22 protein-coding genes and 2 pseudogenes are annotated in these 25,600 nt (G+C 71.5%); 16 read left to right on the forward strand and 8 right to left on the reverse strand.

Annotated elements, in window-relative coordinates; all coding sequences use genetic code 11:
- Positions 1 to 31: 31 nt before the first annotated feature.
- The 6 genes from ACFWNV_RS21335 (at position 32) to ACFWNV_RS21360 (ending at position 6,124) form a co-directional block, all read left to right on the forward strand.
- A complete protein-coding gene (locus ACFWNV_RS21335) occupies positions 32 to 1,084 on the forward strand; it encodes a BMP family ABC transporter substrate-binding protein (protein WP_383949231.1) in 1,053 nt (350 codons plus the stop codon).
- Entirely contained in the window at positions 1,065 to 2,564 is a 1,500-nt protein-coding gene (locus tag ACFWNV_RS21340) for an ABC transporter ATP-binding protein (protein WP_383949234.1), read from the forward strand. Before ACFWNV_RS21335 ends, ACFWNV_RS21340 begins: the two co-directional genes overlap by 20 nt.
- Before the next feature lies 1 nt (position 2,565).
- A complete protein-coding gene (locus tag ACFWNV_RS21345) occupies positions 2,566 to 3,672 on the forward strand; it encodes an ABC transporter permease (protein WP_383949237.1) in 1,107 nt (368 codons plus the stop codon).
- A complete protein-coding gene (locus tag ACFWNV_RS21350) occupies positions 3,672 to 4,538 on the forward strand; it encodes an ABC transporter permease (RefSeq protein WP_383949240.1) in 867 nt (288 codons plus the stop codon). Before ACFWNV_RS21345 ends, ACFWNV_RS21350 begins: the two co-directional genes overlap by 1 nt.
- A complete protein-coding gene (locus ACFWNV_RS21355; protein ID WP_383949243.1) occupies positions 4,535 to 5,284 on the forward strand; it encodes a nucleoside phosphorylase in 750 nt (249 codons plus the stop codon). Before ACFWNV_RS21350 ends, ACFWNV_RS21355 begins: the two co-directional genes overlap by 4 nt.
- Positions 5,285 to 5,359: 75 nt before the next feature.
- Positions 5,360 to 6,124, forward strand: a complete 765-nt coding sequence (locus tag ACFWNV_RS21360) for a phosphodiesterase (protein WP_383949246.1) — start codon at positions 5,360 to 5,362, stop codon at positions 6,122 to 6,124.
- On the opposite strand, the gene ACFWNV_RS21365 is transcribed toward ACFWNV_RS21360, so the two are convergent.
- Positions 6,097 to 6,396, reverse strand: a complete 300-nt coding sequence (locus ACFWNV_RS21365) for a DUF2087 domain-containing protein (protein WP_383949249.1) — start codon at positions 6,394 to 6,396, stop codon at positions 6,097 to 6,099. The genes ACFWNV_RS21360 and ACFWNV_RS21365 overlap by 28 nt on opposite strands.
- 144 nt (positions 6,397 to 6,540) lie before the next feature.
- Between ACFWNV_RS21365 and ACFWNV_RS21370 the strand changes: the two genes are divergently transcribed.
- Positions 6,541 to 9,336, forward strand: a complete 2,796-nt coding sequence (locus ACFWNV_RS21370) for a penicillin acylase family protein (RefSeq protein ID WP_383949252.1) — start codon at positions 6,541 to 6,543, stop codon at positions 9,334 to 9,336.
- A gap of 48 nt (positions 9,337 to 9,384) precedes the next feature.
- On the opposite strand, the gene ACFWNV_RS21375 is transcribed toward ACFWNV_RS21370, so the two are convergent.
- Both ACFWNV_RS21375 and ACFWNV_RS21380 read right to left on the reverse strand, forming a co-directional pair.
- On the reverse strand, positions 9,385 to 10,590 hold the full coding sequence (locus ACFWNV_RS21375; protein ID WP_383949255.1) for a methyltransferase: 1,206 nt from the start codon (positions 10,588 to 10,590) through the stop codon (positions 9,385 to 9,387).
- Between the two features lie 127 nt (positions 10,591 to 10,717).
- Positions 10,718 to 11,086, reverse strand: a complete 369-nt coding sequence (locus tag ACFWNV_RS21380; RefSeq protein ID WP_383949289.1) for a tetratricopeptide repeat protein — start codon at positions 11,084 to 11,086, stop codon at positions 10,718 to 10,720.
- 141 nt (positions 11,087 to 11,227) lie between these two features.
- On the opposite strand from ACFWNV_RS21380, the gene ACFWNV_RS21385 reads away from it, so the two are divergent.
- Complete coding sequence (locus ACFWNV_RS21385; RefSeq protein WP_383949258.1) at positions 11,228 to 12,193, forward strand: pirin family protein; 966 nt, start codon at positions 11,228 to 11,230, stop codon at positions 12,191 to 12,193.
- 204 nt (positions 12,194 to 12,397) lie between these two features.
- Here the strand turns inward: ACFWNV_RS21385 and ACFWNV_RS21390 are convergent.
- Positions 12,398 to 12,780, reverse strand: a pseudogene (locus ACFWNV_RS21390) (BON domain-containing protein).
- A 209-nt stretch (positions 12,781 to 12,989) separates the two neighbouring features.
- On the opposite strand from ACFWNV_RS21390, the gene ACFWNV_RS21395 reads away from it, so the two are divergent.
- Positions 12,990 to 14,078, forward strand: a complete 1,089-nt coding sequence (locus tag ACFWNV_RS21395; RefSeq protein ID WP_383949260.1) for a zinc-binding dehydrogenase — start codon at positions 12,990 to 12,992, stop codon at positions 14,076 to 14,078.
- A 222-nt stretch (positions 14,079 to 14,300) separates the two neighbouring features.
- On the opposite strand, the gene ACFWNV_RS21400 is transcribed toward ACFWNV_RS21395, so the two are convergent.
- Positions 14,301 to 16,664, reverse strand: coding sequence for a phosphoketolase (locus ACFWNV_RS21400; protein ID WP_383949263.1), 2,364 nt, complete (start codon positions 16,662 to 16,664; stop codon positions 14,301 to 14,303).
- A 546-nt stretch (positions 16,665 to 17,210) separates the two neighbouring features.
- Here ACFWNV_RS21400 and ACFWNV_RS21405 point away from each other — a divergent pair.
- The 5 genes from ACFWNV_RS21405 to ACFWNV_RS21425 all read left to right on the forward strand — a co-directional run bounded on the left by ACFWNV_RS21405 (position 17,211) and on the right by ACFWNV_RS21425 (position 22,108).
- On the forward strand, positions 17,211 to 17,801 hold the full coding sequence (locus ACFWNV_RS21405; RefSeq protein ID WP_383949291.1) for a helix-turn-helix domain-containing protein: 591 nt from the start codon (positions 17,211 to 17,213) through the stop codon (positions 17,799 to 17,801).
- Entirely contained in the window at positions 17,798 to 18,553 is a 756-nt protein-coding gene (locus tag ACFWNV_RS21410) for an HAD family hydrolase (protein WP_383949266.1), read from the forward strand. The genes ACFWNV_RS21405 and ACFWNV_RS21410 overlap by 4 nt, the downstream gene beginning before the upstream one ends.
- Complete coding sequence (locus ACFWNV_RS21415) at positions 18,550 to 20,949, forward strand: glycoside hydrolase family 65 protein (protein ID WP_383949269.1); 2,400 nt, start codon at positions 18,550 to 18,552, stop codon at positions 20,947 to 20,949. The genes ACFWNV_RS21410 and ACFWNV_RS21415 overlap by 4 nt, the downstream gene beginning before the upstream one ends.
- Before the next feature lie 175 nt (positions 20,950 to 21,124).
- Positions 21,125 to 21,640 carry a flavodoxin domain-containing protein gene (locus tag ACFWNV_RS21420; RefSeq protein ID WP_383949272.1) on the forward strand — a complete coding sequence of 172 codons (516 nt, stop codon included), beginning with the start codon at positions 21,125 to 21,127 and terminating at the stop codon, positions 21,638 to 21,640.
- A 27-nt stretch (positions 21,641 to 21,667) separates the two neighbouring features.
- A complete protein-coding gene (locus ACFWNV_RS21425) occupies positions 21,668 to 22,108 on the forward strand; it encodes a cation transporting ATPase C-terminal domain-containing protein (protein WP_383949275.1) in 441 nt (146 codons plus the stop codon).
- Between the two features lie 26 nt (positions 22,109 to 22,134).
- On the opposite strand, the gene ACFWNV_RS21430 is transcribed toward ACFWNV_RS21425, so the two are convergent.
- Positions 22,135 to 22,647, reverse strand: a complete 513-nt coding sequence (locus tag ACFWNV_RS21430) for a universal stress protein (RefSeq protein WP_383949294.1) — start codon at positions 22,645 to 22,647, stop codon at positions 22,135 to 22,137.
- 196 nt (positions 22,648 to 22,843) lie between these two features.
- Between ACFWNV_RS21430 and ACFWNV_RS21435 the strand changes: the two genes are divergently transcribed.
- Positions 22,844 to 23,284 carry a hypothetical protein gene (locus ACFWNV_RS21435; protein ID WP_383949277.1) on the forward strand — a complete coding sequence of 147 codons (441 nt, stop codon included), beginning with the start codon at positions 22,844 to 22,846 and terminating at the stop codon, positions 23,282 to 23,284.
- Positions 23,285 to 23,408: 124 nt separating this feature from the next.
- On the opposite strand, the gene ACFWNV_RS21440 is transcribed toward ACFWNV_RS21435, so the two are convergent.
- The gene (locus ACFWNV_RS21440) at positions 23,409 to 23,999 is read right to left on the reverse strand and encodes a TetR/AcrR family transcriptional regulator (RefSeq protein WP_383949280.1); all 591 of its coding nucleotides are present in this window, start codon (positions 23,997 to 23,999) and stop codon (positions 23,409 to 23,411) included.
- A 196-nt stretch (positions 24,000 to 24,195) separates the two neighbouring features.
- On the opposite strand from ACFWNV_RS21440, the gene ACFWNV_RS21445 reads away from it, so the two are divergent.
- On the forward strand, positions 24,196 to 25,164 hold the full coding sequence (locus ACFWNV_RS21445; protein ID WP_383949283.1) for an alpha/beta hydrolase family protein: 969 nt from the start codon (positions 24,196 to 24,198) through the stop codon (positions 25,162 to 25,164).
- Between the two features lie 299 nt (positions 25,165 to 25,463).
- On the opposite strand, the pseudogene ACFWNV_RS21450 reads toward ACFWNV_RS21445, so the two are convergent.
- Positions 25,464 to 25,600, reverse strand: a pseudogene (locus ACFWNV_RS21450) (VOC family protein); the annotation flags it as partial.

Below are 25,600 nucleotides of genomic sequence, written 5' to 3' on the forward strand. Positions count from 1 at the left end.
TACGTCCGTACCGTCTTGGAAGGTCACCTCCATGTCCCGGAGATCCCGTACCCGCGCCCTTCGACTCGCCGCCACCGTGGCGGGAGGGGCCCTGCTCGCCACCGGCTGCAACGCCGCCGCGGCGAAGAAGGAGGCCTCCGGCCAGAGCGCCGGCGGCCCGGCGTTCACGCTCGTCACCCCGGACGCGGTGGGACAGAACGAGTTCCTCAAGCTCTCCGTGGACGGCTTGAAGGCGGCGGCCAAGACGAACTCGGGCAGCTCCAAGGTCTACGAATCCACCGACGTGGCCTCCCGGCAGCAGAACGTCCAGGCCGCGGTGGACGCGAAGCCGCAGGTGATCGTCCTGGTGGGCTTCGAGTTCGCCGACCTGGTCGCCCAGCAGGCCGAGGCCCACCCGCAGCAGCGGTTCCTGGTGGTCGACGCCTGCACCAAGCAGACGTACCCGAACGTCGATTGCGCCGTCTTCCGGGAGCACGAAGGGGTGTACCTCGCCGGCGCCGAGGCCGGACTGCTCAGCAAGAGCGGCAAGGTCGGGGCGGTCGACGTGCTCGACACGCCCCAGTTCCGGCGGTACAGCGACCCGTTCGCCGCCGGGGCGAAGCAGACCGCGCCCGCGGTGGAGGCGACCACCCGCTTCGTCGGCGGCCAGTCCCCCTTCAACGACTCGGCCCGCGCCAAGGAGCAGGCGAGCTCGCTGATCTCGGCCGGAACGGACCAGCTGATGGCCGCCGCCGCCGCGGGCAACTACGGCGTCTTCGAAGCGGCGAAGGCCAAGGGGGTCTTCGCCTACGGGGTGGACGTCAACCAGTGCGTCTCGGCGCCCGGCACCGTCGTCGACAACGTGATCAAGAAGACCGACGTCGCCGTGGAGAAGGGCATCCAGCAGGTACTGGGCGGCAAGGGCGGCCAGATCGTCTCGTACGGACTCAAGGAGGGCGGCATCAGCCTGACCGGCCTGGAGCCGGGCGTCGCCGACTCCCAGTGCGTCATAGCCCAGCACGCCCCGGTCCTGGACCAGGTGAAGCGACTGCGCGACCAGATCGTCTCCGGGGAGCTGAAGGTCGATGACCCCGCCGCCAAGTAGCCCTGACGAAACGGTCGTCGAACTCACCGGCATCACCAAGCGGTTCGCCGCGACGCTCGCGAACGACGAGGTCGGCCTGCGGGTCCGGCGCGGTGAGATCCACGCCCTGATGGGGGAGAACGGCGCCGGAAAGTCCACGCTGATGTCGATCCTCTACGGCATGGAGCGACCGGACGCCGGGACGATCCGCATCCACGGCCGCGAGGTCGACTTCTCCGACCCGGCGGACGCGATCGCCGCCGGACTCGGCATGGTCCACCAGAGCTTCCGGCTCTTCGACTCGCTGACCGTCGCCGAGAACGTCGTCTTCCGGGCCGAGCCCCGGCGGTTCGGCCTCCTCGACCGGGCCGCCGCGCGCCGCCGCGTCCGCGAACTCGCCGAGGAACACGGGCTGCCCGTCGACCCCGACGCCCGGGTCGGAGACCTGCCCGTCGGCGTCCGGCAGCGGGTGGAGATCCTCAAGCTGCTGCACCGCGGGGCCCGCGTCCTGATCCTCGACGAACCGACGGCCGTCCTCACGCCCGACGAGGCCGACCGGCTGTTCGCCGTGCTCAAGTCGCTCGCTGCCCAAGGGCATTCGGTGATCATCGTCACGCACAAGCTGCACGAGGTGCTGGAGGGCAGCGACCACGTCACCGTGCTGCGCGACGGCCGCGTCACCGCCCGGCTGCGTACCGCCGACACCACCGCGGCCGAGATCGCCGAGGCGATGACCGGCCGCCGGGTGGAACTGGACCGCGTCAGCGCGCCGGGAACCCCCGGCGAGGTGGTCCTGTCCGTCGCCGGGGTCCGCGGAGTGGACCTGACCGTACGGGCCGGCGAGATCGTCGGCATCGCCGGTGTCGCGGGCAACGGCCAGAGCGAGCTGATCGAGGCGCTCGCCGGGCTGCGTCCCGTCGGCGCCGGCCGCGTCGAGCTCGCCGGGCAGGACATCACCCACGCGTCCCCGGCCGCCCGCCGGGCGGCGGGCCTCGCCTACGTGCCGGAGGACCGCGCGGCCGTCGGCACCGCACCCGCCGCCTCCATCGCGGAGAACCTGGCCATGGGGCACCACCGGCGCTCGCTCGCCACCCGGAGGGGGCTGCTGCACCCGTCGGCCCTGCGCGCACACGCCCGCTCCCTGATCGAACGCTACGGAATCAAGGCCCCCTCACCCGCCGCCCCGGCGGGCGCACTGTCCGGCGGGAACCTCCAGAAGCTGCTTGTGGGCAGGGAACTCGCCCATGGAGCACCCCTGTTGCTCGTGGAACAGCCCACGCGCGGGGTGGACATCGGCGCGGTCCAGCAGATCCACGACCAGGTGACCGCCTACCGGGACGCGGGCCACGCGGTCCTCCTGGTCTCGGCGGAACTCAGCGAGGTCCGCAGCCTGTCGGACCGGATCCTGGTGATGTACGAGGGCCGGATCTCGGCCTCGTACACCCGGGACGACGCCGACGAACGCACCCTGGGCCTGGCCATGGCCGGAGCGGTGGCCTGACATGAGCAACGTGCCCACCCGCTCCACGCCTTCCGCCCGCTCCGCCCACGCCGCCCGCTCCGCCCTCGTGTCCGCCGTGCGCTCACCCGTCCTGATCTCCGTGGCCGTCACCCTCCTCATCGGGGTGGTCCTCCTGGCAGCCACCGGTGCGGACCCGTTCACCGCGTACGGGGCCGTACTGAGCGGCTCCCTGGGATCCGACGGGCTCGGCGCCACGCTGACCACCGGCACCAGCGTCCTGGGCATGGCCCTCGCCCTGTCCGTGCCGCTCCGCGGCGGACTGATCAACCTCGGCGGCGACGGACAACTGGTGCTCGGCGGTCTGGCCGCCGCGGTCACCGGGCTCTACGCACCGCTGCCCGCCCCGCTCGCCGTCGTCGCGTCCCTGGTCGCCGGGATGGCGGCCGGAGCCGCGTACGCCGTGCTCGCCGCCGTGTGCGAGACCCGCCTCGGGGTCCCGCTGCTGGTGAGCAGCCTGCTGCTGTCCTACCCCGCGGTCTCCTTCGCCTCCTACCTGGCGCGGTACCCGCTGAAGGAACCCGGCTCCAGCCTGCCCCAGACACGGAGACTGCCCGAGGGCGTGGCGCTGCCCGTGCTCGGCTCGACCACGGTGACGGCCGGCCTGCTCCTCGTGATCGCCGCGGTCGGCGTCCACTTCTTCGTGGATACGCGCACCAGCGCCGGGTACGAGGTCCGGATGACCGGTCTGGGCCCACGGTTCGCCGCCTACGCGGGCGTGGACCGGGCCCGGCTGACCCTGCGCCTGATGGGCACCTCCGGAGCCCTCGCGGGCCTGGTGGGGGCGATCGGGACGCTGAGCTTCCCGCACCGCTTCCTCGACGGCGCGCTCACCGCGCCCGGCTACACGTGGACCGGCCTCACCGCGGCGCTGCTCGCCAACGCCGCCCCGCTCGGCACCGTGCTCGCGGCGCTCTTCTTCACGGTCCTGCAGGTCGGCGGCCTGAACATGGAGCGCGCCACCGAGGTGCCGCGGGAGCTGACGCAGGTATTGCAGGCCCTGGTCATCGTCCTGCTCGCCTCCCGGCCGCGGATGCTCCGGCGGACCGGCCGCTCCGGGGACGACAACAAGAACGTGAAGGTCGCCTGATGTCCCTCGAAACCGACCTCCTCCTCTCGGTCGTGCGCGCGCTCACCCCGATCCTGCTCGCCGCCCTCGGCGGGGCGATCTGCGAGCGGGCCGGAGTCTTCAACATCGGCCTCGAGGGCATGATGCTGATCGGCTGCTTCAGCGCGGTCACCACGAGCTGGTTCACCGGCAGCCCGTGGCTCGGAGTGCTCGCGGCAGCGCTCGCCGCCGCCGCGTACTCCCTGATCCTGGCCGTGGGCGCGGTGACGCTGCGCGGCGACCCCGTGGTGCTGGGCGTGGCCATGAACCTCCTCGCCCTCGGACTCACCGGCTTCCTACTGCGTACGGTCTTCGGGGTGCGGGGCACCTTCGACGACCCCGCGCTGGCCGGACTCCCGCTGATCGGCGGGCAGTCACCGCTCGCCTACCTCGCCTGGGCAGCCGTGGGCCTCACCGCCTTCACGCTCTCCCGCCACGTGCTGGGACTGCGGCTGCGCGGCGTCGGCGAAGCGCCCGAGGCCGCTGCGGCCCTGGGAGTGAATCCCGCGAAGTACCGGTACGGCGCGGTCCTGGCCGCCGGTACGCTCTGCGGTCTGGCGGGGGCCCAACTAGCACTCGGAAATGTCACTTTGTTCTCCGAGAACATGACCGCCGGCCGCGGCTGGATCGCCGTCGTCGCCGTCATGCTCGGCCGGGCCGCGCCCATCGGCGTCCTGCTCGCGGCCCTGCTGTTCGCCGTCGCCGAAGCGGTCGGCTTCCGCCTGCAGGGCCTCGGCCTCCCGCAGCAGGCCACGGACGCAGCACCGTACGCCGTCACGCTCGCGGCCCTCTTCCTCACCACGGCGGGCCGCCGCCGTGCCGCCCGTACCCATGGAGCTGTCGTATGACGCAGGACCTGTTGCCCCTCACCCGCATCCCGCGCACCGGCCTGCCGGCCTCCGCGCTCGTCGTCGGCGACCCGGCGCGGGCCGAAGCCGTCGCGCAGCTGCTGGACGAGGCCGTGGAGGTGTCCCATCACCGTGAATTCCGTGTATTCGCAGGGAGTTGGCGCGGATTCCCGGTGACGGTCGCCTCGCACGGGGTCGGCGCCCCCGGGGCGATCCTGCTCTTCCGGGAGCTGGCCGACGCGGGCGTGCGCACCTTCATCAGGTTCGGAACGGCGGGGGCGATCCGTCCCGGGATCGCCGACGGCGACCTGGTGATCGCGGAGGCGGCGGTACGCGACGACGGGGTGACCGGTCAGCTGCTGCCGCCGGAGTACCCCGCGGTGTCCGCGCCCGAGGCGGTCCTGGCGCTGCAACGGGCGGCGCGCGAGGCGGGCGCACCGCACCACCGGGGCATCGTCTGGACGCGCGCCGCCTTCCAGCCGGGCCTGATCCCCTTCACGGAGTACGAGAAGGCCGGCGTCGCCGCGATCGAGATGGAGCTCTCCGCGCTGCTGGTGACGGCCTCGCTGCGCGGACTGACCGCGGGCGGCGTCCTGGTGGTGGACGGGGCGAACGCCGACGAGCTCGTGGACGAGGAGGCGACCGGCGGCTACGACCCGCACCGGCAGGTGGTCGCGGACGGGGTCGCGAGGGGCAGCGCCGTGGCCCTGGAAGCACTGCGACTGCTGGAGACGCAAGGCCGTTGAGGGCTTCCCCGGTCATCCCGGAGCGGTGCGGCCGGGCATACAATCCCAGCTTCCGGACCGAAGGAGCCACCGCCCGTGATCGTGATAGCCCACCTGAGCGACGTCCACCTCGACGGCGGGGAGCGGGCCGCCGAGCGGACCCGCGCCGTCATGGACTACCTGGAGGGGCTCCCGTACGAGCTCGACGCGGTGCTGGTGAGCGGGGACATCGCCGACCACGGACGCCCGGAGGAGTACGAGGAGGCGCGCAAGGCCCTCGGCTCCCGCCATCCGCTGGTCGTCTGCCCCGGAAACCACGACGATCGGGCAGCCTTCCGCCGCGGCCTGCTGGGGGAGGAGCGCCCGTCCGCGGCCCCGGTCGACCAGGTGCTGCGCGGCGACGGCTTCGTCCTCGCCGTGTGCGATTCGTCCGTACCCGGTGAACACCACGGGCACCTGGAGGACTCGACGCTGGCCTGGCTGGACGGGGTGCTCGCGGACACCCCGCGCGAGGTGCCCGTCCTGGTCGCCTTCCACCACCCGCCCGTCCCGCTGCACATCCCGTACGTGGACGGCATCCGGCAGTTCGGCGAGGAGCGGCTGGCGGAGCTGGCCGAACGGCACCCGCACCTGACGGCGTTCCTGTGCGGGCACGCCCACACCGGCGCGGCGACCACCTTCGCCGGGCGGCCGCTGCTCGCGGCTCCGGGGGTGGTGTCCACGACGCGGCTCCCGTGGGAGGCGGCGTCCGGGGCGAGCGAGTACGTCCACACGGACGAGCCGCCGGCCGTGGCCTTCCACGTGATCGGTGAGGACGGCCGGCTGACGACCCACTACAGGGTGGTCGTGGCCCGCCGGTAGCCGGAGCCGTCGCGGGTGCGGGTCAGGTGCCCGGCGATGACCAGGTAGCGCCGCAGCGCCGCGCAGTCCTCGTGGACGGTGAGCAGCAGTCCGTTCACCTCGGGCTCGGTGTACGCGCGGTCGGCCGCGAAGAGGGTCTCGGTGAGGTGGGCGAGGAGCTGTTCGCGGCGGGCCGCCTTGCGCGGGATGACCGTGAGGCGGCCGCCGGCGGTGAAGAGGTCGGTGACGCCGCGGGGGGTGCGCGTGCTGGTCTCTGCGGTGCTTTGTGACATGTCAGGGAGCTTCACCCGGCCGGCCGCTCCGGGGCAACGGATTTTCCCGTACGGGCGAAAGTGACGGTCGTTCATCTTACTGAGTGGTAGCACCTGCCAGTACCCTCCCCGTGACCGGTTCCTGCCCCCCACGGAGGAGCACGTATGCGACGCCCCACCACGCGCACGAAAGCCCGCACGAGAACTGCCGTCGCCACCGCACTCATCGCCCTCGGAGCGGCCCTGCTGACCCCGGCCGCCTCTGCGGCCCCGTCCGCCTCTGCGGCCCCGTCCGCTTCCGCGGCCGGCGTCCCGGCCGCGCCGCTCCCGATCGCCGACTACTGCGGACAGCAGTGCGCGGACATCCTGCCGCCCGGCCAGAGCGGCAACGCCACCCTCGCCCAGATCCTCGCCCACAAGGCCTTCGGCACGCTGCCCGCCCACACCTCCGACCAACTGGCGCGCTACGACTCGCTGGTTGCCGGCTATCCGGGCCTCACCGACGCCAAGCTCAACGAGTTCTTCAACGACGCCTCCTTCGGCGTCCCGGCCGACCAGGTCGAGTCCACCACGAGCCCGCGCTCCGACGTCACCATCACCCGGGACAAGAAGAGCGGCGTCCCGCACATCAAGGGCACCACCCGCTACGGGACTTCCTTCGGCGCCGGCTACGCCGCCGGCCAGGACCGGCTCTGGCAGATGGACCTCTTCCGGCACGTCGGCCGGGGCGACCTCACCCCCTTCGCCGGCGGCGCCCTCGCCAACCAGGGCCTGGAGCAGCAGTTCTGGCCGCAGGCCCCGTACACGGAGGCGGACCTCCAGGCGCAGGTGGACCGGATCCGCACGGCGGAGGGCGAGCGCGGGCGCCTCGCGATGGAGGACGCCCAGGCGTACATCGACGGCATCAACGCCTACCGCGTCCAGTCCAAGAACGGCCGCTACTTCCCCGGCGAGTACGTGCTGACCGGACACATCAACTCGATCACCAACGCAGGTGAGATCCAGCCCTTCAAACTCACCGACCTGATCGCCCTCGCCTCCGTCGTGGGCGGCCTGTTCGGCGGCGGCGGAGGCGGCGAAGTGCAGGCCGCGCTCTCCCTGTTGTCCGCGCAGCAGACCTACGGCCTGGAAGAGGGCACCCGCGTCTGGGAGTCCTTCCGCGAGCGCGAGGACCCGGAAGCCGTGCTCACCGTCCACGACGGCACGAGCTTCCCCTACGCGCAGAAGCCCGCCGACCCCCGTGGCACGGCCCTGCCCGATGCCGGCTCCGTCACCGCCGAGCAGCTCGTGTACGACCGTACGGGCTCGGCCGCCACCGCCGCCGCGGCCACCCCGCCCAAGCCGGTGAAGCAGAGCATGTCCAACGCCCTGCTCGTCTCCGGCGCGAAGACCGCGAGCGGCCACCCGGTCGCCGTCTTCGGCCCGCAGACCGGCTACCTCGCACCCCAGCTCCTCATGCTGCAAGAACTCCAGGGCCCGGGCATCAGCGCGCGCGGCGCCTCCTTCGCGGGCGTCAGCATGTACGTACAGCTCGGCCGCGGCCAGGACTACGCCTGGAGCGCCACCTCGGCCGGCCAGGACATCACCGACACCTTCGCCGTCGAACTGTGCGAGCCCGGCGGCGGCGCCCCCACCAGGACGAGCACCTCGTACCTCTACCGCGGCGCCTGCACGCCCATGGAGAAGCTGGAACACACCAACACCTGGAAGTCCTCCGTCGCCGACCCCACCCCGGGCGGCTCCTACCGGATGCAGGTGTGGCGCACGAACTACGGCATCGTCACGCACCGCGCGACCATCGCGGGCAAGCCCGTGGCCTACACGGCCCTGCGTTCCACGTACCGCCACGAGGCCGACTCGATCATCGGCTTCCAGATGTTCAACGACCCCTCCTACGTGAAGGACGCCCGCACCTTCCAGGAAGCCGCCCAGCACATCGGCTACGCCTTCAACTGGTTCTACGCCGACTCGCGCGAAGCGGCCTACTACAACAGCGGGTCGAATCCGGTGCGTCCGGCCGGAGTCGACGCGGCGCTGCCCATCCAGGGCAAGCAGAGCTACGAATGGCAGGGCTTCGACCCGGTCGCCAACACGGCCGCCTACACCCCGCCCGCCGAGCATCCGCAGTCCATCGGCCAGGACTACTACATCAGTTGGAACAACAAACAGGCCAAGGGGTACGGAGCGGCCGGCTTCGGGATGGGCTCCGTCCACCGCGGCGACCTCCTCGACCAGCGCGTCAAACCGCTCGTCGCGGCGGGCGGCGTGACCCGGGCCGGGCTCACCCGGGCCATGGCCGACGCGGCGGTCACCGACCTGCGCGCCGAGAACCTGCTGCCCGAGCTGCTGGACGTGCTGCGCAGTGCGCCCGTCACCGATCCGGCCGTCGCGGCCGCGGTCGACAAGCTCGCCGCGTGGCAGGCCGCGGGCACCGAGCGCAAGGAGACCACCCGCGGGTCCAGGACGTACGGGCACGCGGACGCCGTCCGGATCATGGACGCCTGGTGGCCGCTGCTCGTCGAGGCCGAGTTCAAGCCCGGCCTCGGGGCGCCGCTCTACGATGCCCTGCGCGCCTCGCTCACCATCGACGAGGCACCCAACGCGGGCCACGGACCCACCGGTTCGCACGCCGGCTCGGCCTTCCAGTACGGCTGGTGGAGCTACGTGGACAAGGACCTGCGGACGCTGCTCGGCCGCCCGGTGTCCGGACCCCTGGCCCGGCCCTACTGCGGGGGCGGCTCGCTCCCCGCGTGCCGGGACGCGATGACGGCAACGCTCAAGCAGGCGGCGGCCGCCACCCCCGCCGCCGTGTACCCGGCGGACGGGACCTGCGCCGCGGGCAACCAGTGGTGCGCGGACTCGATCGTGCAGCGCCCGGTGGGCGGCCTGGCCCACCCGCAGATCAACTGGCAGAACCGGCCCACCTATCAGCAGGTGGTGGAGTTCCCCGCCCACCGCTGAGGCCTGTGCCGGCGTACGGCCCGCCGCCCGGCGGGCCGTACGCTCAGGTCACGCGTTGCGGGGCTGCTCGCGCCGCTTGACCGCCCGCAGCACCACGAACTTCGGTTCGCTCGCGGCGACTTCGCTGTTGCCGAAGAGCCGCCGCAGATGCGTGTGGTACCCCATGTGGCGGTTGGCCACCACCCACAGCTCGCCGCCCGGCCGCAGCACCTTGCGGGACTGCGCGAACATCCGCAGGGCCGTCGCGTCGGTCGTCGCCTGGTGGGAGTGGAAGGGCGGATTGCAGAGGACCAGGTCCACCGAGCCGGGGTCCAGCATCGCCACCCCGTCGCCGACGAGGAAGTCCGCCCGCTCACGCTCGTGCGTGACGTTGGCGCGGAACGTCGCCTTGGCCGAGGCGACCGCCTGGTACGACTCGTCCGTGAAGACGACCTCGGCACGCGGGTCGGCCACCGCGACCGCCGTGCCGACGACCCCGTTGCCGCACCCCAGGTCGACGACCCGGGCCCCGTCCGTATTGGTCGGGATGCTCTGGAGGAAGAAGCGGGTGCCGACGTCGAGACGGTCCGCGCAGAAGATGCCCGCGTGGTTGACGACGGTCAGCCCGGCGCCCGAGCCGCCGTCCTCGTCCACGACGTAGGTCAGCGGCCAGGGTCCGGGGGTCGCCGGCCGGGTCGCACCCGGGTTCCCCGGAGTGCAGAAGATCAGCCGGGCCTTCTTCTCGGCCAGCGAGGTCTTCGTCGGGCCGAGGATCTTCTCGAAGAGCCGCAGCGTGGAGGTGTGGATCTCCTTCACCATGCCGGCGCCGACGACGATGGTGCCGGCGTGCACGTGCGGGGCCACCCGGTACAGCTGGTCCTCCAGCAGCGCCAGGCTCTTGGGCACCCGGACGAGGAGAACGTCGATCCGCTCCGGCGGCGCGTCCTGCGTGGTCAGCAGCGTCACGGTGCCCTTGGCGGTGCCGATCCCGTTGCGGTCCAGGTTCGCCATGGTGGCGGAGCGGGTCAGGCTGGAGTCGGTGATCTGGGTGGGGCGGTGCGCGGCCAGCGCCGTCGTCAGCGCTCCCCAGCGGTCCCCGATCACGGTGATCTGCCCGGCACCGGCCAGATCCACCGGCCCGCGTTCACCCGTACCGGATTCGAGGTGGCGCAGCAGGTACTCGTCGGCGGCGTCCCATGCGAAGAGCCGGTCGCGCGGGTCCTCGGGGAAGCGGGCGAGCTCGTAGGAGCCGAAGGGCGTGGTCAGACGGTTCATATTGTCCCCAGGCTAACCGAGGGACCGCCCCGTTCCCGCACGGGCGGGGCCGGGAGAGTGGGCGGCGGGGTACACGGCCCCGCCGCGGACCCGGTCCGGCCGACCGCCACCGGCACCCCTGGCACCCCTACTCCGGGAAGTCTCCGGCCATCGCGGCGGCGATCCGCAGGTACGGAGCCGCCTCGGCGGCCCGGCCCTGGCGCTCCAGGGTCCGCCCGAGCATCAGCTGCGCGTAGTCCTCCACGGGCCAGCGCTCCAGTACGCCGCGCAGCTCGCGCTCGGCCTTGGAGAGCTGGGCGGAGTGGTAGTAGGCCCGGGCCAGCAGCAGCCGCGGCGCCAGCAGCTCGGGGGCCTCGGCGGCCACACCGTGCAGGACGCGGGCGGCGTTCGCGTACTCCTTCGCCTCGAAGAAGAGCACGCCGCGGTCCCAGCGCTCGGCGGCGGTCCCGTGCTCCAGGTACCCCCGCTGCCCGTCGACCGAGCCCGTCGCGCCCATCACATCCATCACGTCCGTCACATCCATCGGATGCCTTCCTCTCCTCCCGCTCCCCGTCGTTCCGTGCGGCTGCTGCAACACGTGGATCCGTACGCACATTCCCCTGACCCCGGCGGCGGCGCCGGGACTAAGTTGTGCGGTATGAGCAATCTCGATCGCCAGCCCGCTCTCTCCACCTGCGGCGGACGCGGGTTCGTCGTCGCCGAGCCCGTGCGCGAACTCCTGAGCCCGCGCACCGTCAAGCTCGGCGAATCCACCGAGGTCCGCCGGCTCCTCCCGAACCTGGGCCGCCGGATGGTCGGCGCCTGGTGCTTCGTCGACCACTACGGTCCCGACGACATCGCCGACGAGCCCGGCATGGCCGTGGCCCCGCACCCCCACTCGGGCCTCCAGACCGTCAGCTGGCTCCACGAGGGCGAGGTGCTGCACCGCGACAGCGTCGGCAGCCTGGAGACGATCCGCCCGCGCGAGCTCGGCCTGATGACCTCCGGCCGGGGCATCAGCCACTCGGAGGAGAGCCCCCGCCCGCACGCCCGCTTCCTGCACGGCGCGCAGCTGTGGGTGGCCCTCCCGGACGCGCACCGCGACGTGGACCCGCACTTCCAGCACCACGCGGACCTCCCCCAGGTCACCGCCCCGGGCCTGACAGCGACGGTCATCCTGGGCACCCTGGACACGGCGACCTCGCCCGGCACCGCGTACAGCCCGATCGTCGGCGCGGACCTGGCCCTGGCGGCGGGCACGGAAACCCGCCTCCCGCTGGACCCGGACTTCGAGTACGCGGTCCTGTCGATGTCGGGCGAAGCCCACGTCGACGGCGTTCCGCTCCTCCCGGGCGCCATGCTCTACCTCGGCTGCGGCCGCACGGACCTCCCCCTGCGCGCGGTCTCGGACGCCGGCTTGATGCTCCTGGGCGGCGAGCCGTTCGAGGAGGAGATCGTGATGTTCTGGAACTGGATCGGACGCTCCCAAGAGGACATCGCAGCCTTCCGCGAAGAGTGGATGACCGGCACCCGCTACGGCGAGGTCAAGGGCTACGACGGCCCTCCGATTCCGGCCCCGGAACTGCCCCCAACTCGCTTGAAGCCTAGGGGGAGAGTCCGCTGAACTGCACTGATGCTGCCAGGGGCAGGCCGGACGGATGAGGAGGTGCGGGGAGCATGGTGCGTTCCGGGGCGACGGTCATGGTGGAGACCTGTCCCCGGGCCGCCCGCAGTTCGACGGCCCGGCGTATTGCTCCCGGTACCTTCACCGCACTCCGGTGCGGAGGCCAAAGGGGTCCTGACCAGGTATTTCGGCTGAGGTGGAGGTTCATGCTCCGGCCGTCTGCACGGCCGACGTGGTCAGGGCGCAGTTGACGTCGACCACGCCCTCTACAGCGAGTGCGAGGCGTGCTGCCACCGGAATGAGCGATGCGTCGAGGATGCCGCCGGAGAGGGCGACCACGCCGTGGCGGACGTCGACCCGCACCCTGTGCTGTGCGAGCGGGGGGTCGTCATCAGGTCCTTGGCCGGGGTCGATCCGGCCTTCAGCGTGTCACCGAGCCGCTGCATCTGCTCGATGAGCCCGGTGTCGTGATCGCGGAACGCCTCCTTCGGAAGCAGATCGGCTTCGGAGACCACACCGATGACCCTGCCCTCGCCCTCACCCTCGCCTTCGATGACCGGTACTGCCGTCACCTGCCACTGGTTCATGACGGCGACGATCTCCTTGAACTCGGCGAGGCGTCCGTCCTCCGGCGGAGGAGACGCCGCTTCTCCACCATCACACCTCCAAGGCAAGGGCCGGACGGGCCTGTCAGGCCCCGGTGCGGGACCGTCCGGCCCTGTCCGGGACCCGAGCGGCGGCGACAGCATGAGGTGACCTTTGCAGAAGCACGGAAGACACAGAGAGCGGTGGCGCCATGAAGGCACTCGTTTTCCAGGAGCCGGGGCGCACCGCGTGGCAGGAGGTGCCGGATCCGGGCATCAAGGATCCCGGTGACGTGATCGTGCGCGTCGACGTCGTGACCGTCTGCGGTACGGACCTGCACATCGTCAAGGGTGATCTGCCGGAGGTGGTTCCCGGCCGGGTGCTCGGTCACGAGGCCGTGGGCACGGTGGTGGAGAGCGGCGGTGATGTCCGCTCGGTGCGGCCCGGTGACCGGGTGCTGGTCTCGTGCATCTCCTCGTGCGGCCGGTGCCGGTTCTGCCGTGAGAGCCGCTACGGACAGTGCCGCGGGGGCGGCGGGTGGGTGCTCGGCCACAGCATCGACGGCACTCAGGCCGAATACGTCCGGGTGCCCTTCGCCGATCTCTCCGTGCACGTGCTGCCGAGCACGGTCGACAGCGCCGACGCCGTCCTGATCGCGGACATTTTCCCCACCTCCTACGAGGTGGGGGTGCTGAACGGGAACGTGCGGCCCGGGGACACCGTCGTCGTGGTCGGCGCCGGCCCCGTGGGACTCGCGGCCATCGCCACGGCACGGTTGTACTCGCCGGCCCGCGTCATCGCCGTCGACCTATCGCCGTCCAGGCTGGCGAAGGCTCGGGAACTGGGGGCGGACGCGGTCGTGAACGCCGCCGAGGAACCGGAGATGCTCGTGGGCGACCTGACCGACGGACTCGGCGCGGACGTGGTCATGGAGGCCGTCGGGGTGCCCGAGACCTTCGAGATGTGCACCCGCATGGTGCGCCCGGGCGGCCGGGTCGCGAACATCGGCGTCCACGGCAAGCCGGCGACCCTGCACCTCGAAGACCTGTGGATCAAGGACGTCACCATCACCACCGGGCTCGTGGACACCTCCTCCACGCCGATGCTGCTGCGCATGCTGGCGGCCGGCCGCCTGCCCACCTCGTCGCTGATCACCCATCGCTTCGAGCTGGGACAGATGGAAGAGGCGTACGAGGTGTTCTCCCGCGCCGGTGAGACGGGTGCGCTGAAGGTCGTGCTGGGCGGGCCGCGCCACGATGACCTGGCCGTATCGAACCCGTCCCGGGTCCAGAGGGCGTGACGGCCCCGGTGCGGACTCTGGGTCCGGTCGGCCTGGGCGGTTCGCTGTACGCGGTTCGCTGTACGCCGATCGGCGCCGCCGACTTTCGGTTACGTGGTCTTGACCGCGCGCGCTCCGTTCGGCGGGGACTGGCTGGGGAGCGGCGCGGTGATCTCGGCCGTGCGCGGCGTTTGGAGCCTCTCCGACCCGGGCGGCCCACCCGTACCGACCCGGGCGGGACGATCAGTAGGGCCAGGACCAGTCGGCGACCTCCGGCAGGTCGATTCCATGGACGCGGATCCAGTCGTGGTGGCGGATCCGCTGGTCGCACATGCTCTGGCGCAGGGCCGCTGCCCGGCCGGGGAGGCCGGGGACGCGGTCGATGACGTCCATGACGAGCCGGTACCGGTCGAGGTCGTTGCGCACGACCATGTCGAAGGGGGTGGTGGTCGTGCCGGACTCCTTGTAGCCGCGCACGTGCAGGTTCGGATGCCCGGTCCGGCGGTAGGCGAGGCGGTGGATGAGCCACGGATAGCCGTGGTAGGCGAAGATCACGGGCTTGTCGGTGGTGAAGAGCGCGTCGTACTCCGTGTCGGTCATCCCGTGGGGGTGTTCTTCCCTTGGCATCAGGCGGGCGATGTCGACGACGTTGACCACGCGCACGGCCAGCGAGGGCAGGTGCTCGCGCAGCAGGGCCGAGGTGGCCAGGACCTCCATGGTGGGGACGTCTCCGGCGCAGGCCAGCACGACATCCGGTTCGCGGGTCCCGGCGTCCGTGCCGGCCCACGGCCAGATTCCGGCGCCTCGGGCGACGTGCGTCCGCGCCTCGTCGATGTTCAGCCAGTCGAAGCAGGGCTGCTTGCCGGCGACGATCACGTTGACCTGGTCACGGCTGCGCAGCGCGTGGTCGGCCACGGCGAGGAGGGTGTTGGCGTCCGGCGGCAGGTAGACGCGTACGACGTCCGGGCTCTTGTTGAGGACGTGGTCGACGAAGCCGGGGTCCTGGTGGGAGAAGCCGTTGCTGTCCTGGCGCCAGACGTGCGAGGTGAGCAGGTAGTTGAGGGAGGCGAGGGACGCGCGCCAGCTCAACTGCCGCGCGCTCTTCAGCCATTTGATGTGCTGGCCGACCATGGAGTCGACGATGTGGGCGAAGGCCTCGTACGTGGAGAACAGTCCGTGGCGGCCGGTGAGGAGGTACCCCTCCAGCCAGCCTTGGCACACGTGCTCCGAGAGGATCTCCATGACCCGGCCGTCCCGGGAGAGGTGCTGGTCGGTGGGTTCCGTCAGGCCCTGCCAGGCCTTGCCCGTCACCGCGTACAGGTCGTCGAGGTGGTTGCTCGCGGTCTCGTCCGGCCCGACGACCCGGAAGTCCCGTCGCCCGGCCGTGGCCGCCATGACCTGCGCGAGGTAGCGGCCCAGGACACGGGTGGGCTCGTGTAGGGCGCTTCCGGGCTTGTCCACGGGGACGGCCCACGCGTCGAGCGCGGGCAGGGGGAGGGAGCGCAGCAGCCGGCCGCCGTTGGCGTACGGGCTCGCGCCCAGGCGGCGGTCACCCTCCGGGACGCAGGCCAGGACCTGCGTCCTCGGACGGCCGTCGGCGTCGAAGAGTTCCTCCGGCCGGTAGGAGCGCATCCAGCTCTCCAGCTGCCTCAGGTGTTCGGAGTTCTCTCGGACTTCGGCGAGGGGCACCTGGTGGGCGCGCCAGGTGCCCTCGACGGGTTGGCCGTCGACGGTCGCGGGGCCCGTCCAGCCCTTCGGCGTCCGTAGGACGATCATCGGCCAGCGTGCGTGCTCAGCGCCCGGATCGGTGCCTGCGGCCCGCGCCTCCCGCTGGATGGCGTGGATGCGGTCCAGAGCCTGGTCCATGGCTCGGGCCATGGCCGGGTGGACGAGGGCGGGGTCGCTGCCGGAGACGTAGAGGGGCTCGTGGCCGTAACCGCGCAGCAGCGCGTCGAGCTCCGCCTCGGGGATCCGTGACAGTACGGTCGGGTTGGCGATCTTGTAGCCGTTGAGGTGCAGGATCGGCAGGACGGCGCCGTCGTGGAGCGGGTCGAGGAACTTGTTCGAGTGCCAGGACGCGGCCAGTGGCCCCGTCTCCGCCTCACCGTCGCCGATGACGCAGGCGACGAGCAGGCCGGGATGGTCGAAGGCGGCTCCGTAGGCGTGGGCGAGGGAGTAGCCGAGCTCGCCGCCCTCGTGGATGGAGCCCGGTGTTTCCGGTGCGACGTGGCTCGGCACGCCGCCTGGGAAGGAGAACTGGCGGAACAGCCTGCGCATCCCGTCCGCGTTGCGGCCGATGTCCGGGTAGGTCTCGGTGTAGGTGCCCTCCAGCCAGGAGTTGGCGAGGACGGCCGCCCCGCCGTGGCCGGGTCCCCAGACGCACAGGGCCTTCAGGGAACGCTCCTTGATCACCCGGTTCAGGTGGGTGTGGACGAGGTTCAGGCCGGGTGCGGTGCCCCAGTGGCCGAGCAGCCGCGGTTTGATGTGCTCAGGCCGCAGCGGCTCGGCGAGCAGCGGGTTGTCCATGAGGTAGATCTGGCCGATGGCCAGGTAGTTCGCGGCACGCCAGTGCGCGTCCAGTTCCGCGATCCGGTACGTGGTCGTCATGAGCGCTCCTTCGAACCGCAGTCCGGGTCATGTGCCGGTTGAACCGATGCTTGAACTGTGCGTCCACGGGGCCGGGGGCGGGAAGGGCAGGACCGGCCCCTGCATGGGGCCGGTCGGCCCCTTCTGCGACGACGGCCGGGCATGGAGTGTGGGCGGTCGGGTCGGTACCGGGTCATGTCGCCGCCGTCAGGGCGGGGCCCTGGCGGGACGCCGGGAACGGTGGACGGTTCGAGACGGTGCGGGGCACAAGACCGCTGAGTGGCGTCGCGCGGGGCGATGTCGCCATCGGCTCAGACGCAGGAGCACACCCCGAGGAGAGGGCCGCATGGGCCCGACCGGCCCCGGTAGGGGACCGTCCGGCCCTGTGCGTGCGCTGGTAGCGGGTACAGCCTGAGGTTGACGCCCAGCGCGTCGCCAAGTTCCTGTACCGGCTACGAACAACAAGGGTGTGACGATCATGGGAGAGACCGCAGCAGGTACGTCCCCGATCAAGGTTCCGGCTGCCCGTGGTGACCTCGGACGACGCGTGAGCCCCGCCGTGAAGAGCTGGGACTCACGCGTGAGGAACTCGGGGAGCGCTGTGGGGCCGCCGCATCGTACATCGCGTACGTGGAAGAGCGGGCGGCGGCGCCCAGCATGGGCATGCTCGTGGGTCTCGCGGACGGGCTGGGGACCACCGTTGCCGAGCTGACCGGGAGAACGACCGACAGTCCCCCCGGTATGGGGACCGCGATGCGCGGTTCCGAGTCGACGGTGCTGAGCGAGGCCGAGTGCCTGCGCCTGCTCTCCACCCATGGCATCGGCCGGGTCGGGTTCTCCGGGATGGAGGGACTTGCCGTCTTCCCCGTCAACTATGTCGTCGTGGGGAACGAGATCGCGTTCCGTACGGCGGCCGACTCGCGGCTCGCCGAGGCGACCGGGACCGAGGTCGCCTTCGAGGTGGACCACATCGACGACGCGATGCGCGAAGGCTGGAGCGTCATGGCCGTCGGTGAGGTGTCCGGTGTCACGGGCGGGGAGCGAGTCAGCCACCTGTATTCGGTCGCCCGCTCGCTCCCCTGGGCCGGCGGACCCCGCACGCACTGGATGTCCATTACCCCCACCAGGATGACCGGCCGTCGTGTGGGATCCGGGTGAGCGCCCCCCATGCCGTCGTGTTCGACACGGACGGGGTACTGCTCGACTCGGCGCGGCTGCACGCCGTGGCCTGGAAGACCGCCTTCGACAGCTGTCTGGATGCCTGGGCCGCGTCCGGGCACGGGCGGCAGCCTCCCTTCGACGCGGACCGTGAGTACCGCCAGTGGGTCGACGGCAAGCCCCGGCTGGACGGGGCGAGTTCCTTCCTGAACTCCCGTGGCATCCACCTGCCGACCGGCAGCCCCGACAACGCACCGGGCGACGACACGGTCTGGGCGGTGGCCGCGCGCAAGGAGGCGACGTTCGTCACCACGCTGCGGTCCGGGGCCGTCCAGGCCTTCACCGACGTCGCTCCGGCGCTCGCCCGGCTAAGGGCGCACGGCGTGTCATGCGCCGCCGTGTCGGCGTCCCGGCATGCCCGGCCGCTTCTCGGATCAGCCTCCCTTCTGGGCTGCTTCGACGCGGTGGTGGACGGTACGGACGCTGCCGGTCTTGGGCTCGCGGGCAAGCCGGACCCCGCTCTGTTCCTCGAAGCGGCCCGACGGCTCGGGATGGACCCCGCCCGCTGCGCGGTGGTGGAAGACGCCCTCGCAGGTGTCGAAGCAGGCCGACGCGGCCACTTCGGCCTCGTGATGGGCCTCGACCGGACGAAGAACCCCGACACCGCACGGGCACTACGGGAACGCGGGGCGGACCTGGTCGCCACCGAACTCCTCACGGTCGCCGACCTCGTCTGCGGGGCGGGACCATGACCGCCTCGTGGACCTGGGAGTACGACCACTACGATCCCAAGGCGGAGCGACTCGTCGAAGCCCTGTGCACACTGGGCAACGGAAGGTTCGCCACCCGCGGTGCGGCCCCCGAGACCCCGGCGGACCCCGTGCACTATCCCGCCACGTACGCCGCCGGCTGCTCCAACCGGCTCACCTCGCACGTGGCCGGACAGCAGGTCGACAACGAGGACATGGTCAACCTCCCCGACTGGACGGCACTGCGGTACCGCTGCATCACCGACGACGGACTCCCGGGCGACTGGCTGACTCCCGACGACCCCGGCATGCTGCACTACAAGGTGGTGCTCGACCTGCGCCGGGGAACGCTCACCCGGCACATGCTCTTCCGGTACGGCGATGGCCGCCGCCTCGGCGTCACCCACGTCCGCGTCGTGCACATGGGAGACCCCTACCTCGCGGCGCAGCGGACCACCTTCCACGCGTACGGCTGGAGCGGCCTGATCGAAGTGGAATCAGGGCTCGACGGAGACGTGACCAACGCCGGAGTGGAACGCTACGGCGGGCTCGACGGCCACCACCTCACCGACCACCGGACCGGCTTCGCACCGCACGGCGTCGCATGGATCGCCTGCCGCACCACCTCCTCCCACACCGAAATCGCCCTTGCCGTCCGGACGGCCACCCGACCCCGCATGCCCACCATGAAGAGCCGCACCGCAGCCGGGACGGTGCAGACGTTCAGGCTGCCCGTGGCCCCCAGGCGGTCCGCGACGGTGGTGAAGACCGCGGCCCTGTACACCTCCCTCGACAGGCCGACCGGAGACCTCCTGCCGCGCGCGATCGAACACGCTTCGCGGGCCCCCGGATTCCCGGACCTGCTCACGGCGCAGCACGCGGCCTGGGAACGGCTCTGGGAGCAAGGCGAGTTGACCGTCGCGGGGGAGGCGGGCAAGATCCTGCGCCTCCACGTCTTCCATGTGCTCCAGACGCTCTCCCCGCACACCGCGGAGCTGGACGTGGGTGTCCCCGCGCGGGGACTGCATGGTGAGGCCTACCGGGGGCACGTCTTCTGGGACGAACTCTTCGTCCTGCCCTATGTCACGCTGCACTTCCCCGAAGTCGCGCGGGCCCTGCTCATGTACCGCCACCGACGGCTGCCGGCCGCCCGCGATGCTGCCCGGCTGGCAGGACGGAGCGGAGCGATGTTCCCCTGGCAGAGCGGAAGTTCGGGACAGGAGGAGAGTCAGGCCCTGCACCTCAATCCCCGCTCGGGCCGCTGGCTGCCCGACCACTCGCACCTGCAGCGTCATGTCGGCTCCGCCATAGCCCTGAACGTCTGCAGGTACGGGCGGGCCACCGGGGACACCGGCTTCCTGTACGGCCCCGGCGCTGAACTCCTGTTGGAGATAGCCTGCTTCTGGGTCGGCGCCGCCGTGTACGACGCGGAGCGAAGGCGGTACCGCATCCGCGGTGTGCTGGGCCCGGACGAGTACCACGACGCCTATCCGGGGGCTGCGGAAGCCGGGATCGACGACAACGCGTACACCAACGTGATGGCCGCCTGGGTGATCCAGCAGGGGCTCGAACTGCTCGACGAACTGCCCCCCGCTCGACGGTCGGAACTGACCGAGCGGCTCGCTCTGGACGGCGGCGCACTGGAGCACTGGGAAGAGGTGTCCCGCCGCCTGTACGTCCCGTTCCACCGGGGCGTCATCAGCCAGTTCGAGCGGTACGGAGACCTGGCCGAGCTGGACTGGGCGGCTTACCGCGCCCGCTACGGCGATGTGCGCCGACTCGACCGGATCCTGGAAGCCGAAGGGGATACGGTCAACCGCTACCAGGCGTCGAAGCAGGCCGACGTGGTCATGCTCGGCTACCTCTTCCGGCCCGCCGAGCTGTACGGCCTGTTCGCCCGGCTCGGCTACCGGCTCGACGACGCGGTGTGGCGGGCGACCGTCGCGTACTACCTGCCGCGCACGAGCCACGGATCGACGCTCAGCAGCCTTGTCCACGGGTGGGTGCTGGCCCGCCAGAAGGACCCGGACGCCCGGAGGTTCTGCGAGGAGGCACTCCTCGGCGACGTCACGGACATCCAGGGCGGGACCACCGGGGAGGGGATCCACCTGGGCGCCATGGCCGGCACCCTCGACCTCGCGGAGCGCGGAGTCACGGGCCTGGAGACCGGCCCCGAAGGCCTGTGCATCGATCCCGTCCCCCTGCAGGAGATCGAGCCCGTCTCCTTCACGCTCTGCCACCGGGGGCACCGCGGTGTCCGCGTACGACTGCTCCCCGGCAGGTTCGGCATCACCGTGCCGGAATCCCGCCACGGTCCCCTGGCCCTCATGCTGCCCGGCGAACAGTCTGCCGTGGTGGCGGCCGGAGACGAGCGCTGGTTCCGGCTTCCCGGGGACTAGACCCGCGGCCGTCGCGGAGATCCCCCCTCGTGGCCGGACCGGCCCGAGAGGGCCGAACGGCCCCTACCCGGCCCCCGGTGGGCCCCTACGGGCCGCGCGTCCCCGAGTGGACAGTGGAGGGCGCGCCAAGACGTATCGCGTACAGGCTCACGGGAACGACCGAAGGAGGAGACGCATGAGTGCGAAACAGGTTCTGGTCGCCTACGGAAGCAAGCACGGTGCAACTGCCGGGATCGCGGAGCAGATCGGAACGGCGCTGCGCGAGAACGGCCTCGACGTTTGGGTGGTCCCGGCCGGCGAGGTCACGGACGTCCGCGGTTACGACGGGGTGGTGCTGGGCGGATCCCTGTACGCGGGGCGTTGGAACGGCCGGGCCCGGCGCTGTGCGAAGCGCAACGCCCGGTATCTGAAGCACCGTCCCGTCTGGCTGTTCAGCAGCGGACCGGTCGACTCCTCCGCGGAACGCAGCGACATCCCGCCCGTACGGGCGGTTGCCCGGCAGATGCGAGAACTCGGCGCCCGCGACCACATCACCTTCGGCGGCAGCCTCACGGAGGGTACGCCCGGCCTGCTGGCACGAGCCCTCGTACGCGAGGGCAAGGGCGGAGACTTCCGCAACCCCGAGCGCATCCAGGCCTGGGCGCACCACATCGGTGCCGAGCTCACCGCGGCCGGCTCCCCCGACCAGTGAGAAGACTCCCGGTGCCGGAGGCCCGCCATGCCTCACGGAACGCCGCCCAATCCGCTGCCGCGGACGGCTGACCGCACGCGCACCCAACGCTTGACCGGCGGCGCCACTGCCGCTGTCCTGATCGCGCTGACAGCCGCAGGCATCGTCCACCTGAGGCTTCGGACCATCGAGGCGCGCAGCCTGTCCATGTGGGAACGGGACTGGGAACGCGTGGAACCAGGCTGGTCCGGCCAGCTGCCCACTCAATCAGGAGTTGACGACGCCAACCCGCTGCTCCTCGCCGGCATCGCCTTCGAACTCGTCTTCACGGCGGCCCTGGTCTACGTGCCACCCCTGCGAGGCCTCTTCGGTACCGCTGCCCTGCCCCTCGACGTGGTCGCCCTCATCGCGGTCTTCCCCGTACTGGTCTGGGGCACCGACGAACTGCGCCGCCTGAGGCGGCGCACCCGGAAGCCCGCGCGCACCTGACACGATCAGGTGGAACACCGATGCGTTCACTCGTGGGCGATGACGGCGACGGGCGCGGTGGCGTGGTGCAGGACCGCGTGCGCGATCGCGCCGATGCGGGTGCCGTAGGCGGACCGTCGGATGCGCCTGCCGACGAGGACGGGCGCGGCACCTTTGGAGGCGTCCACGAGCTGGATCGCGGACTGGCCGATGCGCACCTCGGGGGTGACTGTCACCGAGGGGTACTTTTCGCACCAGGGGCGGATCATCTCGTCCACGGCAGTGGCGATCCCCCGACCGATCTCCTCCTGGACACCGGGGTCGAGACCGGGGCCGCAGCCGACGACCGGCGGCGGTGCCCTGACGAGGACGACCGGCTGATCGGCCGCGGCGATGGTCCCGGCGCCGATGGAGCCGAGCATGAATCCGGCGTTGCTGCCGAGCCCCCGGGAACCCGGCACCAGCGTGTCCGCAGAGGCAGCCGCGTGGGCCAGGGCCGTGGCCGGGATCCCCGACAGCCGGCGGGAGGTGATCTCCAGATCCGGATACAGCCCCTTGATCTTGACGTGTGAGTTCCGGGCTCCGCCCCGGCCACCGCTCCCAAGAGGGGCCGAGGGGCCCGTTGTGGAGCCGACCGGCCCTTACGGGGCGACGTCCGCTTGGCCCTGTCACATTCGGGTAGGCGCTGTGTGGATCGGCGGGCTTCCGCCGACCGCAGCTCAATCGCACGTGGCAGTGCGGAGCAGGGAGTGCTCCATGATCCTCATCCTCGGTCTCATCCTTCTGATCGCTGCGCTGATCTTCGCCGTGGCCGGAGTCATGGCGAACCTCGGCAGTGCCCACGAGCTCACCAATGACTTCTCGGTCTTCGGCTACCACGTCACCAGCTCGACCGGCGCGCTGTTCCTCTACGGCATCGCTGTCGGAGCGGCCGCCGTCCTGGGCCTTGCTCTCGTCCTGGCGGCGGCCCGCCGGGCCTCCCGCCGCAACCGCCTGGCCCGCCACGAGGCTTCCCTCACCTCGAAGCGGGAGAGCGCGGTCGTGGACCGCGAACGCGAGGACCTGATCGAGCAGCGTGACGCCGCCCGCGCGCAAACCGCCCAAGCCCTCGGCGAGGACCGCCCCACCCCGACGGCCGCCCCGGCCACGGCTCGTAGGCGCACCAAATGGTTCGGCGGGCACGGCGAGGCCCGCTAGTCCCAGTCGCCCGACACTCTCTGGTCACGGGGACGGTAGCTATGACGACACCGGGGACGCGCCGCCGTCGTGCCCGTGGATAGCCGGCGGGCGATGCGGGGTTCGAGAAGCCTTGACCTCGTTGTCAGGATGCCTTTGATTCGAGTCCGGCCAGCAACAGGGCGATCAGTCGGCGCGGGTCGTAGCGGGGCTCGTGGGCGGGGACGATGCAGAGGTTGCCGATGCCGCGCATGAGTTCGTAGGGCCGGATGTCGGGCCTGACCTCGCCCGCGTCGGCTGCCGCCGCGAGGAGCTGCTCGGTGACCGGCAGCAGCCGGTCGAGGAAGTACGTGTGAAGTGTCGCGGCGCCGTTGTCCGGCTGGGGGATGGCGGCGAGGCCGTGCTTGGTGACGAGGAAGTCGACAAACAGGTCGACCCACTGGCGCAGCGCCCTCAGTGGTGAGGGGGTGTCGGCCAGGAGGCGGGGGCCGGCTTCGGCCAGTTCCTCGACCTGGTGGCGGAAGACGGCCACGACAAGATCCGCCCGCGTCGGGAAGTGCCGGTAGAGGGTTCCCATCCCGACGCCCGCCCGGGCCGCGACTTCACGCACCGGCGCATCGACTCCGGAGGTCACGAACACCTCTGCGGCAGCGGCCAGCAGCTTCTTCTGGTTGCGCACCACATCGGCTCGCACGGCCGCGGCCGGCGCCTTCCCTGGCTGCTCTGTGCTGGGCACCGCACCCCCTTTCTCGCGGCTGGCGGTTCACCAGCACGCCTCACTCGGCTTGCGAAGCGGAACGACGCTCCGTATCGTAAATGGAGCGGCGCTCCGCTTTTGCTCCACTTTAGCGGAGCCGGAACGTCCCCACCTCCTCGCGCGCCGACCGTTCCGTAGTCGACGGCAGAGAGGCCATCGAAGGGAAAGACGCGCCATGCCTGAGTGGACCTCCATCGCCGACACCTACCTCCACCCCTCCACGCCGCCCGTGATCTCGGTCAGCCCGGTGCCCCTGACCGTCCCTGGACGGCCCCTGGACCTCGAAGTGCGCATTTCCGCACCCATGACGGGCGCCGACCTGCCGGTCATCCTCTTCTCCCACGGGCAGGGCGGAGCGTACGGACTCTCCTCGCTCGACGGTTACCTTCCCCTGGCGAAGGTCTGGGCGGCCCGCGGGTTCGTCGTGATCCAGCCCCACCACCTCAGCGCCCCCCGGCTCGCCCACCAGGTCGCCGACGAGCCCGGAGCACCCTTCTTCTGGGCTTCGCGCACCCAGGACATGCGCAGCATCATCGACCGGCTCGACGAGATCGAAAGGGCCGTGCCGGGACTTACCGGACGCATGGACCCCAGCAAGATCGCCGTCGCGGGACACTCCGCGGGATCCTTCACCAGCGAACTCCTTCTCGGTGCCGGCGCCACCGACCCCGACACCGGCGAAGCACTGAACGCCCACGACCCCCGCATCACCCAGGGTGTCCTGCTCGGAGCCATCGGCCGGGGCGGCGATGCGTTCGACGGGTTCATGACCGCGCGCGCCCCGGTCTTCCGCACCACCGACCTCACCACGATGACCACCCCCACCCTGGTCGTCGCCGGTGACAAGGACGACTCCCAGCACTGGACGACCATGGGACCGGACTGGCACGCCGACCCCTACCACCTCGCTCCCGGACCCAAGACCCTCCTCACGGTCTTCGACGGCGAACACCTCCTGGGCGGCATCCAGGGCCACGACAGCGTGGAAACCACCGACGAGAGCCCCGACCGCGTCGCCGCGATCGCCGAACTCACCGCCGCCTACCTCCGCACCGCCTTCCACCCCGACGACAACGCCTGGCAGACGGCACAGCACGCTCTCGTTACCGGCCCCGACGCCATCGGGCGCGTCGAGTCGAAGTAGTCCCAGGGCTCCACCTGTATGACAGGAAGAAGGCTGATTTCGCTTCTGGCTTCCGAGCGGGCGTCCAGCCGCAACGAATCCGGGGCAGGGCCCCGTCCGGATGGGCAGGGTGGGTGTACGTGCGGACCCAGACGGTTTCGTCGTGCGCCGCGCGATCGAGTCGGACGCGGGCACTCGGACCGGGATCGACACGATCGCCGTCGAGGCGGCGTCGAACGGCGGTCAAACTCCGAAGCCGCCGCCTCCCCCTGCCAGCGGTGGCGACACGGCCGGCTAGTAGCCCGCCCGCCTCGCCCGCCTCAGGTCGCGGATCCGGCGGCGGCTCCCGTCGCCAGGTCCGAGCCCCAGCGGGCGAGGGCGGCGTCCAGGTCCAACCGCTCGCCGCCGCCGTCCGCCGGCCACTCCTCGCGCGGGACGCGCCACATGACCTCGAACT

This window comes from Streptomyces sp. NPDC058401 (assembly GCF_042722885.1).
Classification (GTDB): Bacteria; Actinomycetota; Actinomycetes; order Streptomycetales; family Streptomycetaceae; genus Streptomyces.

Coding starts and splice junctions, on each gene's coding strand:
- ACFWNV_RS21335 (WP_383949231.1), top strand. CDS start 32: ATGTCCCGGAGATCCCGTACCCGCGCCCTTCGACTCGCCGCCACCGTG.
- ACFWNV_RS21340 (WP_383949234.1), top strand. CDS start 1,065: ATGACCCCGCCGCCAAGTAGCCCTGACGAAACGGTCGTCGAACTCACC.
- ACFWNV_RS21345 (WP_383949237.1), top strand. CDS start 2,566: ATGAGCAACGTGCCCACCCGCTCCACGCCTTCCGCCCGCTCCGCCCAC.
- ACFWNV_RS21350 (WP_383949240.1), top strand. CDS start 3,672: ATGTCCCTCGAAACCGACCTCCTCCTCTCGGTCGTGCGCGCGCTCACC.
- ACFWNV_RS21355 (WP_383949243.1), top strand. CDS start 4,535: ATGACGCAGGACCTGTTGCCCCTCACCCGCATCCCGCGCACCGGCCTG.
- ACFWNV_RS21365 (WP_383949249.1), bottom strand. CDS start 6,396: ATGTCACAAAGCACCGCAGAGACCAGCACGCGCACCCCCCGCGGCGTC.
- ACFWNV_RS21370 (WP_383949252.1), top strand. CDS start 6,541: ATGCGACGCCCCACCACGCGCACGAAAGCCCGCACGAGAACTGCCGTC.
- ACFWNV_RS21375 (WP_383949255.1), bottom strand. CDS start 10,590: ATGAACCGTCTGACCACGCCCTTCGGCTCCTACGAGCTCGCCCGCTTC.
- ACFWNV_RS21380 (WP_383949289.1), bottom strand. CDS start 11,086: ATGGGCGCGACGGGCTCGGTCGACGGGCAGCGGGGGTACCTGGAGCAC.
- ACFWNV_RS21385 (WP_383949258.1), top strand. CDS start 11,228: ATGAGCAATCTCGATCGCCAGCCCGCTCTCTCCACCTGCGGCGGACGC.
- ACFWNV_RS21395 (WP_383949260.1), top strand. CDS start 12,990: ATGAAGGCACTCGTTTTCCAGGAGCCGGGGCGCACCGCGTGGCAGGAG.
- ACFWNV_RS21400 (WP_383949263.1), bottom strand. CDS start 16,664: ATGACGACCACGTACCGGATCGCGGAACTGGACGCGCACTGGCGTGCC.
- ACFWNV_RS21415 (WP_383949269.1), top strand. CDS start 18,550: ATGACCGCCTCGTGGACCTGGGAGTACGACCACTACGATCCCAAGGCG.
- ACFWNV_RS21420 (WP_383949272.1), top strand. CDS start 21,125: ATGAGTGCGAAACAGGTTCTGGTCGCCTACGGAAGCAAGCACGGTGCA.
- ACFWNV_RS21425 (WP_383949275.1), top strand. CDS start 21,668: ATGCCTCACGGAACGCCGCCCAATCCGCTGCCGCGGACGGCTGACCGC.
- ACFWNV_RS21435 (WP_383949277.1), top strand. CDS start 22,844: ATGATCCTCATCCTCGGTCTCATCCTTCTGATCGCTGCGCTGATCTTC.
- ACFWNV_RS21445 (WP_383949283.1), top strand. CDS start 24,196: ATGCCTGAGTGGACCTCCATCGCCGACACCTACCTCCACCCCTCCACG.